This window comes from Chryseobacterium shigense, assembly GCF_014207845.1.
GTDB lineage: Bacteria > Bacteroidota > Bacteroidia > Flavobacteriales > Weeksellaceae > Chryseobacterium > Chryseobacterium shigense_A.
Genome location: NZ_JACHLC010000005.1, coordinates 115,472 through 130,042, shown reverse-complemented (window position 1 = coordinate 130,042; position 14,571 = coordinate 115,472). Strand labels below are relative to the sequence as shown.

The window sequence follows — 14,571 nt, the reverse complement described above, 5'->3', positions numbered from 1 at the left end:
GTATTTATTTAATAAAAAATCTCAGCAATAAAAAATATATGAATCCACTTATAATTAATGAGAGCATAATATCAATATAAAAAGTCAGCGGTAGTTCAAAGTATTTAAAAACCAATAAAAAATCTGCCACGATAATGATAATGGACAACAGTATTGCCAGATAGGAAGACAGCGAAGTAATGATCATCAGTACTGCAATGAAAATAAAATACATCATTGTAGCCGCCACTATAAAAAAGTATTTCCCGTAAGCATCATACTGGCTGTGAATAAATGTCATAAAATCTGAAAAACCCTGTTTTCCGGACATAAGCTCCCAAATATTAGAGCCAAAATCCTGGAACATGCTAATGGTATTATTTCCCAGTATGAAATTCGCAGCCACAAAGATAATCAGAAAAAGAACTGTTACCATAGCCTGGAAAGCCATATTATTGTTCCTGGTTTTTGCTTCATGCTTTTTCAGTTCCAGACTATCCAGCACAAAATCTTCATCAGAATCAACGTTGACATAGCTGGAGAGGGGTAAATAGCCAAATTTAACTTTAATATTATTCCTGAGTGTATAGGAATACAGTGGTTTGGAGAATGACATAAACATATGAATCTCATTCACCTTCTTTTTAAAGATGACCTTTTGGGCATAATACGCCAAAATACCGAAAATAAAAAAATAGGAAGCCGTTACAAAGCCAATTGTAACCGCAGTATTAATCTCCATGTTCAATAATTTTTAAGTCTTTCCAATAGGTATCTTTATGTAACCCAAATTCTGCCATCAACAGTTTATTGATGTAAGGGATTTCTGCCAGTTCATAAGCTTTTTTTTCAACAATTCTTTCCAGATACAATTTCCGGTAAGTTTTATCTTTTAATTCTTTTTCCCAGTTTATTTTTTCCAGATTAAGATGATATCCTATTCCTGAATAATGAAACTGTGTAAGAATACTTTCAAGAATTTTAACCAACGGGTCCTGAGGATCAGCTATATTGAGCAGGGATACAATCTGTGGCAGGAATCTCAATGACATATCTGCAGACAAAACCGAAGAGATATCCGGCGGTGTTTTCCATCTCGGGATGAGTTTATCCAGATCTTTTGCGGTGTTTTCCCGGATAAGATAGAGCTGGGCACTGTGATACAAAACCTTGGCGGCCCAAACAGCTGTTTCTTTCTGACAATGAAGATCTGCAGATAAAAATTCTAACCTTTCTTTTTCGAATTCGGTTTCAAAATAATCTTTGGCTTCCTGTTCCTCTTTTTTTGAGATTTCCTGAAGGTTTGAAAAAATGGTAATGCATCCACTGTTCCGCAGCAGGAAAATAGTATCTAAAAACGGGGATCCGGTTTGCATCATCTAACAAAAATAAAACTATTTCGCAGAGAACAAAATTTTTATAACGGTTAAATATAATTGTGTATTGCTGTCTTTTTGACCACCCCGTCAGATCTGCGATCTGACACCCCTCCTCCGGAGGGGAATTTGAATACCGGAAACTTTGTGGACTGAACAGCAAACGTTTGGATTTTTCAAGCTAAAAGTTGTTATCTTTGTTGCTTCAAAATAACATTATGAGTATTCACATCAGTGCAAAAAAAGGAGAAATTGCCAAAGTAGTATTACAGCCGGGGGATCCGCTCCGTGCACAATATATTGCTGAAAATTATTTGGAAAATGCCAGACTGGTAAGCAAAACAAGGGGTATCTTTTATTATACAGGCCTTTATAAAGGTAAAGAAATTACTGTAGGGGCAAGCGGAATGGGCTTCCCAAGCATCGGGATCTATTCTTTTGAATTGTTTACGGAATATGAGGTAGATACCATCATCAGAATAGGGACCTGCGGAGCTTATACTACGGACCTTAAGCTTTTTGATATTTTAAATATTGAGAATGCAGCAAGTGAAAGTACATATGCAAAATATGCATGGGGAATTGAGGATGAGATTCTTTCTCACCAAGGAAACATTTTTGAAACAATCAATAAAACTGCTCAGGAACTTTCTTTGGATGCAAAGGCGATCAATGTGCACAGCAGCGATATTTTCTACAGAAAAGACCCTAATATTCCTGAAATTGCAACAAAATATAACTGTCCGGCTGTAGAGATGGAAGCTTTCGGATTATTTGCGAATGCACAGCATTTAGGGAAAAATGCCGCTACGATTCTTACCGTAACTGATATTATCCCTACTCACGAAAAAATCTCAGCTGATGAAAGAGAAAAAGCCCTTAAACCAATGATGGAGCTGGCTTTGGAATCAGCATTGAAGAGTCTTTAAAAGTAAAAAGGCAGAGAAGCAAAGACAGTTAACAGGCTGATCTACAAATTTGCATTTTTACCGTTTTACGATTTAGCATAAAAAAGAGCTTTACTTCATCAGTAGAGCTCTTTTTTATATCTTGAAAAATTTTCTGGCGGTTTCTGTGGTTCCGTCTGCAACTTCGGAAATGCTGATCTTTTTCCAGTGGGCGATGGTTTGCGCTACGTAAGGTAAAAAAGAAGGTTCGTTGCGGCGGTTCTGCATTCTCGGCATATTCTTCGGCAGCATGAAAGGTGCATCTGTTTCTATCATCATCCGGTCCAGAGGAGTATATTTTATGACGTCTTCCAGGTGTTTAAATCTTTTATCATCACTTACAGCTCCGGTAAATCCTAAATAAAACCCTTTTTCAAGGTATATTTTAGCCTCATTCAGCGTTCCGGTAAAGCAGTGTACAACAGCTTTCGGCAGCCTGATAAGATATTCATCTGTAATTTCATTAAATCTCTTAAAGGCTGATCTTTCATGGAGAAATAACGGTTTATTCACCTCAACGGCTAATTCCAGCTGGGCTCTGTAGCATTTTTCCTGAACAGGTCTTGGGGAAAAATCCCGGTCAAAATCCAGCCCGCACTCTCCTACCGAAATCACATGGTCTAATTTCAGAAGGTTCCTGAGTTCCCGGATGCTTTCGTTATTAAAAGATTTTGCATCATGTGGATGAATTCCTGCTGTAGAAAATAAAATTTCCGGATAATCTTCAGCTATTTGTGCAGATTCTTTGCTTCCTCGTATACTTGTTCCTGTAAGGATCATTTGTTCTACCCCATTATCCAACGCACGGTTGATAATTTCTTCGTATTCATTATAGAACTGTTTATTGGTCAGATTAATGCCAATATCAATGTATGTATTCATTTGTTTTTGTTTTGTTTTTTTATTTGAAAAAAGAAAGCAAGCTGGATTCGAACCCGCAAGTCACATTAAAAGTGTGTGTTTTTCCGTTAAACTATTGCTTCCGTTATTTGAAAATTTAAGAGCAGATATTTTTATATTTTTTAAATAGAAACAGACAGGGCTCGAACCTGCAACCTTCCGCATACTCGAATGTTTTTCCAATTAAACTACTGTTTCTATAATTATGTTTCCACTTCCAACAGGTTGAAATATTCTGAAGCTGTCAATGCCCTTGGAAAACCGCGTGGCTTTACTTCCCTTTCCAGTTCACAGATCAGGAGATCACCCTGCCTTTTGAGACATTTGATAAACGGAATAATATTTTCGTGGATCCTGAAAGTGGATGCAATAGCTGTTAATGCATTTCCTTTATATTCCTGCTCTACCCAAAGCCAGTGTTCTTTTTCCGTGGAAGGACACCAGCATTTTACCGCATAGGAATATTTATCCGTATCGCGCCACACGTTAATTCCCAGCTTTGTATTCTCAATTTCATACAATTCATAACGGTTGATCCTTTTAACCTGGATTTTATTTCCGTTCTGATCGTATTCATTATAATTAAGCTCTATTTCTTCTTCGTTGATTTTTTCTGCTTCAAAATGCTTCATCAGATTTCCGACACCAATATAGTTAAAACAGAAAAAGCGGAAGTTTCTGTCATCAGATTCAAAGAATTCTTCAAATTTTATTGTTTCCACTACATCCCATAATTTTTCTATTTTCTTCAGGATTTTGGTAAAAAAAGGTGTTTCAAACTTTGCCCATTCACGCTCATACTCCCTGGTCATAAAATTGAGAAAACTGCTGTGGCGCAGCTTAAGTATGGACACCAGTTTCCTGATGCTGTAATTCTGCTGATGAACCACATATTTGAAAGGTACTCTGGAAATAATCAGCTTATCTTTTGAAAGATACATCCTGCCATTGACTCTAAAATAAACATTTTTTGCCAGATGTTCAAAATGATCCTCTTCATTATACAGATAAAAATTGATTTCTTTTAATGAAGGGAAACGGGATCCGCGAAGTTTTTCGTCCCCGAGGTAATTTACATATTCCAGAGATTTAAAATTGACCTTAAAAGCATTTTCCAGCTTTCCATTGATTCTTTTAAGATGCTCAAATTCAATGGAGGTATGCATAAGGAGATTCCCAACTTCCTGAAGCCTTGGAGCAATTGTATTATAGGTCCGATAAGTTCCTTTTACCTTTTCAAGGGAAATGAAATTACAGGTTTCACCCTGGTTTACAATATTTCCTTCAACATTCTTCAACACAGGGAATCTTACTCCAGAATCATAGTTAACAGAAATGCTTCCGGAGGTTTCCAGCAGCGGGAAATCTGCATAACAGCCTTTTCCAAGAGTAATATTTCCAGTTATTTCCTGTAGTACAGGAAAAGAAGCCTTTGTCCTTTCAAACCTCAGATGTCCCTTAATTTTTTTCAGATTCGGAAAATCGTGGGTAAAATAGTGCCCGTTTTTGTCGCGGCACTCCATATTGATCATCCCCTGAAGAGATTCAAGGTGAGGAAAAGATACATTTTTACCATAAACATTGATCTTCCCATAAATTATATGATGAGGGATCATAATATTATCCCCGAAAATATCTACATTAAAAATGCCGGTTTCAGGAAGAAATTCAACCTCATACTGGAATCTTACCGATATCACATTTTTTATCAGGGTCAGTTTCTTACCTCTTGCTATAACATTGGCTTTTTTAAGGGAAATGCTTCCTCCGATGGTTTCCAGGTGTTTGAAATTATAATCAACAATACACTTAAAATGTCCTTTTACGGTTCTCAGTTTGTCTAATTCTGCCGGGCAGTGAAGGGTAAAATTTTCTTCTACCGTTCTGAGGCTCGGAAGGGAGCAATTTCCGGCATCTACAGATAAAGAGCCGCTGACCTTTACAAGATTCGGGAAATGACAGCCTTCTCCGCGAATCAGCAGATTTCCGTTCAGTTCCAGGATTTCCCATGTGATATTTCTGCCATAAATCTCTACTGTCAAATGCTCGTCAGAAATTATTTCCGGCAGGTCTTCTGCGGAAAATACTTTGTATCTGTTTACAGGATCAGTCGTATGCATTTTCTATCAGTTTTGTTATGGGATTGTATTCCTGCTGGATATATTTTACAAAATACTCACTTTCAATACGCAGTATTTTATGCTCGTTATGAAAAATAAAGGCATCTCCGGAGATTTTAATGGTTTCCGCAGCGGTATCTTTATCAATAACTTTATATCCTTTTGCTTTCAATATATGTTGGTTGCCTGTTTTTTCCAGGCAGTATTCTTTATAGTCTTCGGTATACTGCTGAAGGTCATCAATCCTTTTCTTTATTTTTGTCTCCGTACTTCTGTAAGAAATATTTTCAGGCAGTTCAGGAATGTCCGGGTTTTCTGTAAAAGAAAGTTTTTTTTCTTCTGTTACAGGGAAAACGCTTATTTCTACAGCAGGACTGCTGTTTCTAAAAAAGTCAAATATTTTCTTCAGCATCATATTTATTTTTTAGTGGTAGACCTCAGTTTATACCTGCAAAATTATCAACTCAATGCGCAATCTTTTTACGCAGTGAAATTTATATTTTATCCGTTGATAAATTTTTCCAGAAAACCAATCAGCTGCTTGCCGCCATGACTCCACCGGATTCCGTGTCCTTCCTTTTCCCTGACCTCAAAAACAAGCTCATGTTTATAATGATAAAAAACATTCCACCATGTTCTGTGATCCAGAATATAATTGATCTTTTCCATTACTTTTTCCTGTTTTTGCTGATTGTTTCCTTTGATCTCACCCCAAAACCGGTCATCCATTCTTCCAATATGTTTTTCCCAGGCTCTTTGTGCAATGGTAATTTCACTGTTGAAAGGTTTTGTACAGGCTTCAATTAGCGTTTCTTTTACAGGCGGAACTGCATTTTCATCGCGTATGCTGGCGGAAGTAAGTCTTTGTCCCAGAATGATCAGCCAATGTTCAAAAGGGATTTCTTCAAGCTTAGAAGCTTTCACCTCATCCGGATCATTGTTGTGAAATACCCGGATGAACAGATTAAAACTTTCTTTCCTGTCTGTTTTAATTTCTTCATTAAAATACGGAAGTTTCCAATCCAATGTATTTTCCTGAAACTTAAAAATATTATTTTCCATAGACTGCAAATGCTCTTCAGCAAGAACAGCATGGTATTTTTCTTTCCAGGCATCAGAAATTAATGGAATATAAGGAGTAAATACATTCATTTTTAAAACATTCTTACCAGATTAACATCCAGTTTTTCTTCTGTAATCAAATATTGGATGAGATTGAACCAGTTTTTACAGTTATCTAAGATCCATGCATCTGAAGACACTGCTATTTCTGAATTTTCCGCCAGAAATTTATCCGGATTGTACTCCAGCCCGGCTTCCCAGTTCAGGTTATTTTCCACAGCGAAATCAAGGATAATTTGTTTGATTCTCCCGCTATTGGAAACGGGCTTATCAAAGATCCAGACCAATTTCCGGATTCCTGCTTTATGGAAAAATGAAGCCACCAATTCTACGGCTCTTAAAGTCTGGTTTACCCGTTTATAAGTTCCGTGAACACCGGAAAGGTCACGAAAACATCCATCCAGCCCTTCAAATATATAAGCCCCGGAAAGCAGACTTTCCATAACGATCAATACATTGAACCCATCCAGATAAAGGACCCGGCCTTTCAGATCTGATATTTCCAGCCGGTTGGATTTTCTGTTCCCTATTTGCTTTTCAGATGCCGAAGCGCCCCGTAGTGCCTGAATCTGACGGGTTTTCAGTTTATAACGGTTGCCTACCAATTCTGAAGATGCTTTTTCAGAATAATCCCGGCTTAATAAATACAGCATATCCTGAGCTGCCATTTTCAGCTTCTCCATCTGTTTGTCTGAACCGAATAAGATATCATCACCTGTATTTTTTCCGCGGTTTCTGTTATTCATGCTCAAAAATAGTTTTTTAAGCGGATATATTTAGCAATCTGTTTTTTAGTTAACTGCTTATAAATGGAAGCTCCGGCCCAAATTTGGGCCGGAGCTTATTTTTTCAATTTGGTTTGAATCTGATTCTAAAATTCCGGATTTACATAAATTCCTGCCACCATTTTTTCCAGGTTACTTCTCCTAAATGATCAAGATCTGCTTTTTCCCCAATTTTTGGAAGGGTAACGGGAATATTATGTTCTTCCGCATATTTTGAAACAAGCTCCAAAGGTTCAAACCACGGATGCTGAGCCAGTTTGAATTTCGAATTATGAACCGGAATAAAATTTTTAGCCTTAAGTTCCTGTACTTCTTTTATGATCTGCTCCGGCAGACTGTGAATGTAGGGCCATTTTTCGTTGTACTGACCGCATTCCATCACAGCAAGATCGAATGGCCCGTACTTTTCCCCAATTTCTGAAAAATGGTTTCCATAGCCGCTGTCACCGCCTAAGAACAGTTTTTCAGAAGGTGTCTGTAATACAAAAGATGTCCACAGTGAGATATTCCGGTTCAGGAGTCTTCCTGAAAAATGCCTTGCCGGAGTCAGGGTGATTGTGAATCCGTCAGCCAGATCAATACTTTCCCACCAGTTTTTCTCAATAACTTTATCGGTTTCCCAGCCCCAGTACTCGAAATGCTGCCCCGTTCCCAATCCGCAGATTACTTTGCCTACTTTATCTTTCAGAATCTGAACGGTTGAATAATCCAGATGATCCCAATGATCATGGGAGATCACGAGAAAATCTATTTCCGGCATATCTTCAGGTTTGTAATGATCTGATCCGGGAAAAGCCTTTATAGAACCGGGCATAGGAGAAGCATTACCACTAAATACCGGATCTATCAGGAATTTTTTGCCATCTACCTGAATGAAATAAGAGCTGTGCCCGAACCATACAAGAACATTCTCATCAGGTTTGAGATTTTTCAGATCGGTTATCACAAACGGAATGGGTAATTTGGGTGTTACATTTTCTATTTTACATAAAGTCTGAAACAATAATTTGGTCATGCTTTCTCCTTCCAGTAATGCGGGTGTGGGAAGTATATTCTGGAATTTCCCATTGGTATAGTTGGATAGTGTACTGAAATATGTTTTTCTTTTTTCATTGGGAAACTGCCCCATTTGTTTCTTTAAATTCATTCCGTTGTTTTTTTATATTCCGATTCTTAAGATTCATCAGAAGAATAAATATAAGAATAGATTTCTTATTTACACCAATCAACGAATAAAGGAGGTATTTTACTTTATTGCTGATATTTTTTATATAGTTGATCATACGAAAGAAATGATGAAATGCCTCTTTTTAACAGAAACTCTCATATCTGTTAATTTTTTATTTATTTTTTAATCTGATGTAACAAAGTTTCTTCAATAACTGTCTTATTTGGTGAAATATCACTTTGAATGAAAATAATTATATCTTCAATAGCATTATTAATGGCATCACTGGTTTTTGCCCAGGAAAAAAGCGATACTATCAGGCAGAAGGAAAATAAGATTGAAGAAGTTACCTTAACCGCGAGAAAACCTACTGTAGAATCTAAAGTAGACAGAACGGTGTTTAATGTATCGAACAGCTCTATCCTGGCGGGAAATACCACCTGGGATGTCCTTAGAATGACGCCTTTGGTAAGTATTGATAATAATGATGCCGTAAAAGCGGAAGGAGAATCGGTGACGGTTTACATTAACGACAGGAAATCTGTTTTTACAGGCAAAGAATTAAAAGAATACCTGAAAACGATTCCTGCGGATAACCTGATGAAGATTGAAGTAATTACAAGTCCATCATCCCGCTATGAAACAGCCGGATCTGTCATCAATATCGTATTGAAAAAAAGGGATGATGAAGGAATGAAAGGAAGTGTAACTTTTAATAACAGACAGAATGCCAAAAATTCACAGTATACAAACCTTAACCTTAACTATCATAAGAAAAATTTTACCCAGACCCTGATTGGAAGTTACAGTGACAATACGTACTTCCAGAGAAATAACAGTGTGAACAGTTTGTATAAGGATAATGATGTTACCCAGATCAGTAATGAAACCTTGGGCAGGAGCAAAAGTCCTTCGATATCCTCTACTTCCGAATATGAGCTTAATGAAAAAAACAACATAGGTCTTATCCTGGAATATTACCAAAGCCAGAATTCTTCTGCTTCCGATGCAGACCTTATCAGAACCAAAAACGATATATTATTTGACTCTTATCACCAGGACCAGAATGTGACGGGACGCTACCGGACGCTGGGAACCAATATGTTTTACAAGTATTATGATAAGGAAAAAAACAGGATTCTGGATATCAACCTGGGAACCAATTACAATTCCCAGAAAAATACAAATGAATTTTTAAAAACATTCGCCGCTTCACCGGTTACCAACCTGCTTGGAATAAGTTCCCATGAACAGACGCGGAATTATTACATTAAAGTAGATTATACCCAGCCTCTGGGAAAAGGAGGCAATTTTGAAGTTGGCGGGAAAATGGATTTTAACAATAATGTGATCCCTACTAATTTGTCCGGAAATAATGCGGATAATCTCCGTACCCATGATATTTTCCATTATGAAGACAACATCAATTCCCTGTATGTGAACTACAGCAAAACGTTCTTCAAAAAGCTGGAAACAAGAATCGGGGTACGCTATGAACATATTGATTATAAAATGAGACAGGATGTAGCAGGAACGGAAAGGAAGGATTCTTACGGCACTCTGCTTCCCAATTTGTTGCTGAAATATTCTTTTTCGGATAAGTATGATCTGAGTTTAACCTATAACCGTAATCTCTGGCGCCCGTGGTATTCGGAATTCAATCCTTTTCTGGTTCCTACCAATGACGGAACATTCTCCCGTGGAAATATGAATCTGGAGCCTAACCCCAGCCACAGACTTTATATGAAATTAGGGATATTGAAGAAGTATTTCCTTTCCGCAAGGTATATGTACACAGACAAGGATTACTGGACTACTTTTGCCGAGGAGGACGGCAGAACAGTTACTCTTCCGGACAACCTGAACGGAAAGGTACAGAAGTATTATATTTTTGCCAATACCAATCAGACTTTCCTGAAAAATAAGCTTAATGTGAATATTGGAGCCGGATGGTATTATATTGACAATCATGATTTCAATGAGGTTAATGACCTGAAGGGCAAAAATTACATCAGCTACATAGGAGCTTCGGCGAATCTTTCCTATACGAATCTGTTTAATAAAAATATCAACCTGAGTGCCTGGATAGAGCTTTCGAACCAGAATAACGGGAATTCTTATGCAAACAGAACGAATGTTTTCCACAATATTTCTGCAACGAAGATATTCCCTAAAACAGAAATGGAAGTGAGCTTACAGCTGATGAATATTTTCAGCAGGCCTAATTTTGATGCTACTACCTATAGTCCGGACGGAACCTTCAGGTCTGCTATGAGATCAGACTGGTACGGATTCTCTCTTTCATTCGTGAAACGTTTCGGAAACCAGAAGGTAAAAGGAAATACGAAGACAGATGTAGAAAAAAACAGCGGCGGAGGGAAATAAAAAGTATTCTGTACACTGTAAATGACAATAAAAAAAGACACTTGCATCAAGGGAAGTGTCTTTTTGTTTATAATAAGGAAGGCCTTTAATTCAGTATATCATTCATTTGAGTTAAAATAATGGGCTTTCCATCGGTTACCACAATAGTATGTTCGTGCTGTGCCATATAACCGCCTTTATTTCCTACCATCGTCCAGCCATCATTGAGCTCTACGGCAAGGTTTGAAGATGTTGAAATAAATGTTTCGATGGCAACCACGGAATTCTTTTTAAAACGCCTTAAATCGAAACGGTTTTTATAATTAAGCAGTTCATCCGGCTGCTCGTGAAGACTTTTCCCGATCCCATGACCGGCAAGGTTTTTAATAACTTTAAAGCCTCTCTTTTTGGCTTCCGTTTCCATCAGAAATCCAATATCGGCTATTCGTACGCCTCCTTTTATGTGATCAATTGCTTTCTGTAAAATATCTTTGGAAGCATTTACCAGCTTCTGGTGGGAATTGACATCTTCTCCGATGACAAAAGAACCTCCGTTATCAGACCAATATCCGTTAAGCTCCGCAGAAACATCAATATTAATAAGATCGCCTTCTTTTAAAATTCTTTTATCAGTCGGAATGCCGTGACAAAATTCATTATCTACGCTTATGCAGGTCCAACCGGGAAAACCATACGTCAAATAGGGTGCTGATTTCGCACCGTAACCGGAAAGTATCTTGGCTCCATATTCATCAACCTCTTTTGTAGTCATACCAGGCTGGGCATAATTCATCATCTCTTTTAAAGTATAGGCAACCGCTTCACTTATTTTTTGCATTCCTGCCAGTTCATGTTCATTTGTTATGGACATTGCTATTTCTTTTGATTATTATTTTACAGGTATTGAATACTACTGATAACTACAAAGTTAAGAATTTAAAATATCATTTTTTAGCTAATATCAATACAGCCTCTGAACAATCAGGGGCTTTTTTATGGGCAGATTCCGGCAGTCAGGATCAGTAATAATTGGGCTATTGAACCTGTTTTTTTATTTGATACAGGCAAAACTGATGCATTATATTCACACAATGTGTAAATTTGGACATTATTAGTTATTGAAAACCGGATGTCCAGGCTAAAACAAATAAGGGAACAGCAAAATTTAACCCAGGAAGAACTCTCTGAAAAATCAGGAATTTCCGTAAGAACAATTCAGAGGATTGAGTCCGGGATTCAACCTAAAGGACATACGCTTAAAACGCTGTCCAAAACTTTAGGCATACAGGAAAACGAATTATTAGACGAACAGACAAAGACCGAAAACGAAATAAAAGTTGAGGAACCAGCCATAATTTCTGAAGATAATTCTACAACAGATTATTCAAAAATCAAGCTTATTAATATGTCTTCCATCTTGTTTGTTGTTCTTCCTCCTCTTAATATTCTCGCGCCGTTTATTCTTTCCTATACATTAAAGCAGAAAAATCCGATAACAAAGCAAATCATTACACTCCAGATTTTTTGGACCGTTCTGGCTCCTGTTCTTTTTATGTTGGGAATCTTTTTAAAGCTCGGGCGTTCATTCACTATTGTACTATTGGCTCTCATTGTGTTGTCCAATATCTTTTTAATTCTCCGTAATACCGCCGAAATCGACAGAAAGCAAAAGCTCCGTTATAAATTGAATTTCAACATATTATAATTCTGTCAGGCGATTGTCGGGTTTTTGTCGGGTTGATTTTTTGCCATGGAAAGGTTATCATTTTAATCTTTGCAAAAAATTACTACAATGACTAGAATTCATTTTTTACTGCTTATTATTTTCCTGTTTTTATCTCAAAAAGCTGAAGCGCAAACAGACAAACCGGATGCTCTTTACAAAACTATTTTAGCTAAAGACAGCTTGCTTTTTGATGTTGGTTTTAATACCTGTAACATCAAACAATACGAAAATTTATTAAGTGAAAACCTAAAATTCTATCATGATAAAGATGGAATTTCCAGTAAAACCAAATTCCTGAACGATCTGAAAAACGGACTTTGCAAAAACCCAGAAACCCGTCAGGTAAAAAGAGTTTTGATGAAGAACAGCACTGAAGTCTTTCCTCTTTACAAAAATGGAAATCTTTACGGAGCCGTTCAAAACGGAACCCATATGTTTTATGAAAACCCTTCAAGCGAACCGGGGGTTGCGAAGTTTTCCAATGTCTGGGAGCTTGAAAACGGAGAATGGAAGCTGACAACGTCTTTGAGCTTTAACCACCAGGCTTATTCGTCACCACAAAACGGAAATTCAGTTTTGGATGATGATGCTGCTATCGAAAGCTGGCTGAAGGAAAACCATATTAAAACACTTGGTCTTGGAATTATTGAAGAAGGAAAATTAAAGCAGGTGAAGGTTTTCGGGGAAATCAAAAATGGAGTTTCTGCCCCTTACAATACTATTTTCAATGTGGCTTCACTCACAAAACCAATCACAGCGATGGTTGCTCTGAAATTGGTCAGTTCCGGGAAATGGAGCCTTGATGAACCTGTGTATAAGTACTGGACAGATCCGGACCTGATCAATGATCCAAGAAACAGAAAACTGACAACGAGGCTTATTCTGAGCCACCAAACGGGTCTTCCGAACTGGAGATGGCAGACTGAAAATAATAAATTACAATTTGAGTTTGATCCCGGTACAAAATATCAGTATTCCGGGGAAGGATTTGAATATTTGCGAAAAGCACTTGAAAATAAATTTAAAAAGCCATTGGAACAATTAGCCGCAGAACTGGTTTTCCATGCGTTAAAAATGAATAATACAGATTTTATCTGGGATAAAAATACTGATGAATCCAGATTTGCAATTGGCTATGATAAAGACGGAAAACCTTACGAAACGGTTAAAAATAAAACAGCCAATGCTGCTGATGATCTGCATACTACGATAGAAGATTATGGGAATTTCCTTGTGAATATTCTGAATGGCGGTGGCTTAACAGAGAATGTTTATCAGGAAATGCTGAAAAGCCAGGTTAAAACCAAAGAAAATAAATACTTTGGACTGGGCTTCGAGCTCTATGATTTGGGCAAAGGAAATTTGGCAGTTTCTCACGGCGGTTCGGATTTCGGAACGCAGTGTATAACTTTTCTGCTCCCAAAAACCAAACAGGGGATTTTAATTTTCACCAATTCCGATGCAGGTTATAAAATTTACGATAAGCTTCTTATTCATTATTTAGGGGAAAACGGGAAGAAACTGATTGATATTGAAACGAACTGAATCCTTTAAAAGATGTATTATAATTGCTGGAATTGGCTTCTATAAAAATAAAAATTTTACTTACTGAAAGCAACGAAACAAACTTCACTTTTAACATTTTCCGGGAATTCCGATAATTAAAATATAATTTTTAAAACAATTAATTATTAAATTATAATTAATAATGACATTATTCATGTAGAATAATGTCATTATTTTGGATAAAATGTATAAATTTACAAAAACACACGCATGAAATTCTCGATTTTATATAGGCTCCTGTATTCAGGAATATCTCAATTGATACCGGTCCCAATACTTTTAAAAACTTTAAACGCAGCAAAAATCTACACACACATAGAAATATATCGATACACTATCTTTTGATTGATTGGAAAAAATTAACAATTTTGCAAGAAATTTATTATAAAATAGTTAGAATTTACTGTTTAGATTAATAAAACTAAGATTCTAAAAACACATTAATTAAAAGAAGTTAACTGCATTACTGTAATTTTTTTTTAAAAAATATAGTGCATTATTAATTATTTGTACAGAAG

13 protein-coding genes and 2 tRNA genes are annotated in these 14,571 nt (G+C 36.8%); 4 read left to right on the top strand and 11 right to left on the bottom strand.

What is annotated here, in order from left to right; genetic code table 11:
- Window positions 1-4 precede the first annotated feature (4 nt).
- Window positions 5-721, bottom strand: coding sequence for a hypothetical protein (locus HNP36_RS16725; protein ID WP_184166711.1), 717 nt, complete (start codon window positions 719-721; stop codon window positions 5-7).
- Complete coding sequence (locus HNP36_RS16720; protein ID WP_228456419.1) at window positions 711-1,358, bottom strand: hypothetical protein; 648 nt, start codon at window positions 1,356-1,358, stop codon at window positions 711-713. Before HNP36_RS16720 ends, HNP36_RS16725 begins: the two co-directional genes overlap by 11 nt.
- Window positions 1,359-1,573: 215 nt before the next feature.
- On the opposite strand from HNP36_RS16720, the gene deoD reads away from it, so the two are divergent.
- The gene (deoD, locus tag HNP36_RS16715) at window positions 1,574-2,284 is read left to right on the top strand and encodes a purine-nucleoside phosphorylase (protein ID WP_184166714.1); all 711 of its coding nucleotides are present in this window, start codon (window positions 1,574-1,576) and stop codon (window positions 2,282-2,284) included.
- 114 nt (window positions 2,285-2,398) lie between these two features.
- Here the strand turns inward: deoD and HNP36_RS16710 are convergent, their stop codons facing one another.
- The 8 genes from HNP36_RS16710 to HNP36_RS16675 form a co-directional block, all read right to left on the bottom strand.
- On the bottom strand, window positions 2,399-3,184 hold the full coding sequence (locus tag HNP36_RS16710; protein WP_184166717.1) for a TatD family hydrolase: 786 nt from the start codon (window positions 3,182-3,184) through the stop codon (window positions 2,399-2,401).
- Window positions 3,185-3,216: 32 nt separating this feature from the next.
- Window positions 3,217-3,285: transfer RNA gene (locus HNP36_RS16705), tRNA-Lys, on the bottom strand.
- Between the two features lie 45 nt (window positions 3,286-3,330).
- Window positions 3,331-3,400 (bottom strand) — tRNA-OTHER (locus HNP36_RS16700).
- A gap of 5 nt (window positions 3,401-3,405) precedes the next feature.
- Window positions 3,406-5,322: a hypothetical protein gene (locus HNP36_RS16695; RefSeq protein WP_184166720.1), complete on the bottom strand. Its 1,917-nt coding sequence runs from the start codon at window positions 5,320-5,322 to the stop codon at window positions 3,406-3,408.
- Window positions 5,309-5,737, bottom strand: coding sequence for a hypothetical protein (locus HNP36_RS16690; protein ID WP_184166723.1), 429 nt, complete (start codon window positions 5,735-5,737; stop codon window positions 5,309-5,311). The genes HNP36_RS16695 and HNP36_RS16690 overlap by 14 nt, the downstream gene beginning before the upstream one ends.
- A gap of 86 nt (window positions 5,738-5,823) precedes the next feature.
- Complete coding sequence (locus tag HNP36_RS16685; RefSeq protein WP_184166726.1) at window positions 5,824-6,474, bottom strand: hypothetical protein; 651 nt, start codon at window positions 6,472-6,474, stop codon at window positions 5,824-5,826.
- Window positions 6,475-6,476: 2 nt separating this feature from the next.
- Window positions 6,477-7,190: a DUF434 domain-containing protein gene (locus HNP36_RS16680; protein WP_184166729.1), complete on the bottom strand. Its 714-nt coding sequence runs from the start codon at window positions 7,188-7,190 to the stop codon at window positions 6,477-6,479.
- Between the two features lie 139 nt (window positions 7,191-7,329).
- A complete protein-coding gene (locus HNP36_RS16675) occupies window positions 7,330-8,376 on the bottom strand; it encodes an MBL fold metallo-hydrolase (RefSeq protein ID WP_184166732.1) in 1,047 nt (348 codons plus the stop codon).
- 264 nt (window positions 8,377-8,640) lie between these two features.
- Here HNP36_RS16675 and HNP36_RS16670 point away from each other — a divergent pair, with 264 nt between their 5' ends.
- Window positions 8,641-10,782 carry an outer membrane beta-barrel family protein gene (locus tag HNP36_RS16670; RefSeq protein WP_184166735.1) on the top strand — a complete coding sequence of 714 codons (2,142 nt, stop codon included), beginning with the start codon at window positions 8,641-8,643 and terminating at the stop codon, window positions 10,780-10,782.
- Window positions 10,783-10,867: 85 nt separating this feature from the next.
- Here the strand turns inward: HNP36_RS16670 and map are convergent, their stop codons facing one another.
- On the bottom strand, window positions 10,868-11,632 hold the full coding sequence (gene map, locus HNP36_RS16665) for a type I methionyl aminopeptidase (RefSeq protein WP_184166738.1): 765 nt from the start codon (window positions 11,630-11,632) through the stop codon (window positions 10,868-10,870).
- Between the two features lie 258 nt (window positions 11,633-11,890).
- Here map and HNP36_RS16660 point away from each other — a divergent pair, with 258 nt between their 5' ends.
- Window positions 11,891-12,466, top strand: coding sequence for a helix-turn-helix domain-containing protein (locus tag HNP36_RS16660; protein WP_184166741.1), 576 nt, complete (start codon window positions 11,891-11,893; stop codon window positions 12,464-12,466).
- A gap of 87 nt (window positions 12,467-12,553) precedes the next feature.
- On the top strand, window positions 12,554-14,032 hold the full coding sequence (locus HNP36_RS16655) for a serine hydrolase (RefSeq protein WP_184166743.1): 1,479 nt from the start codon (window positions 12,554-12,556) through the stop codon (window positions 14,030-14,032).
- Window positions 14,033-14,571: the final 539 nt, after the last annotated feature.

Coding starts and splice junctions, on each gene's coding strand:
- HNP36_RS16725 (WP_184166711.1), bottom strand. CDS start 721: ATGGAGATTAATACTGCGGTTACAATTGGCTTTGTAACGGCTTCCTAT.
- HNP36_RS16720 (WP_228456419.1), bottom strand. CDS start 1,358: ATGATGCAAACCGGATCCCCGTTTTTAGATACTATTTTCCTGCTGCGG.
- deoD (WP_184166714.1), top strand. CDS start 1,574: ATGAGTATTCACATCAGTGCAAAAAAAGGAGAAATTGCCAAAGTAGTA.
- HNP36_RS16710 (WP_184166717.1), bottom strand. CDS start 3,184: ATGAATACATACATTGATATTGGCATTAATCTGACCAATAAACAGTTC.
- HNP36_RS16695 (WP_184166720.1), bottom strand. CDS start 5,322: ATGCATACGACTGATCCTGTAAACAGATACAAAGTATTTTCCGCAGAA.
- HNP36_RS16690 (WP_184166723.1), bottom strand. CDS start 5,737: ATGATGCTGAAGAAAATATTTGACTTTTTTAGAAACAGCAGTCCTGCT.
- HNP36_RS16685 (WP_184166726.1), bottom strand. CDS start 6,474: ATGAATGTATTTACTCCTTATATTCCATTAATTTCTGATGCCTGGAAA.
- HNP36_RS16680 (WP_184166729.1), bottom strand. CDS start 7,190: ATGAATAACAGAAACCGCGGAAAAAATACAGGTGATGATATCTTATTC.
- HNP36_RS16675 (WP_184166732.1), bottom strand. CDS start 8,376: ATGAATTTAAAGAAACAAATGGGGCAGTTTCCCAATGAAAAAAGAAAA.
- HNP36_RS16670 (WP_184166735.1), top strand. CDS start 8,641: ATGAAAATAATTATATCTTCAATAGCATTATTAATGGCATCACTGGTT.
- map (WP_184166738.1), bottom strand. CDS start 11,632: ATGTCCATAACAAATGAACATGAACTGGCAGGAATGCAAAAAATAAGT.
- HNP36_RS16660 (WP_184166741.1), top strand. CDS start 11,891: ATGTCCAGGCTAAAACAAATAAGGGAACAGCAAAATTTAACCCAGGAA.
- HNP36_RS16655 (WP_184166743.1), top strand. CDS start 12,554: ATGACTAGAATTCATTTTTTACTGCTTATTATTTTCCTGTTTTTATCT.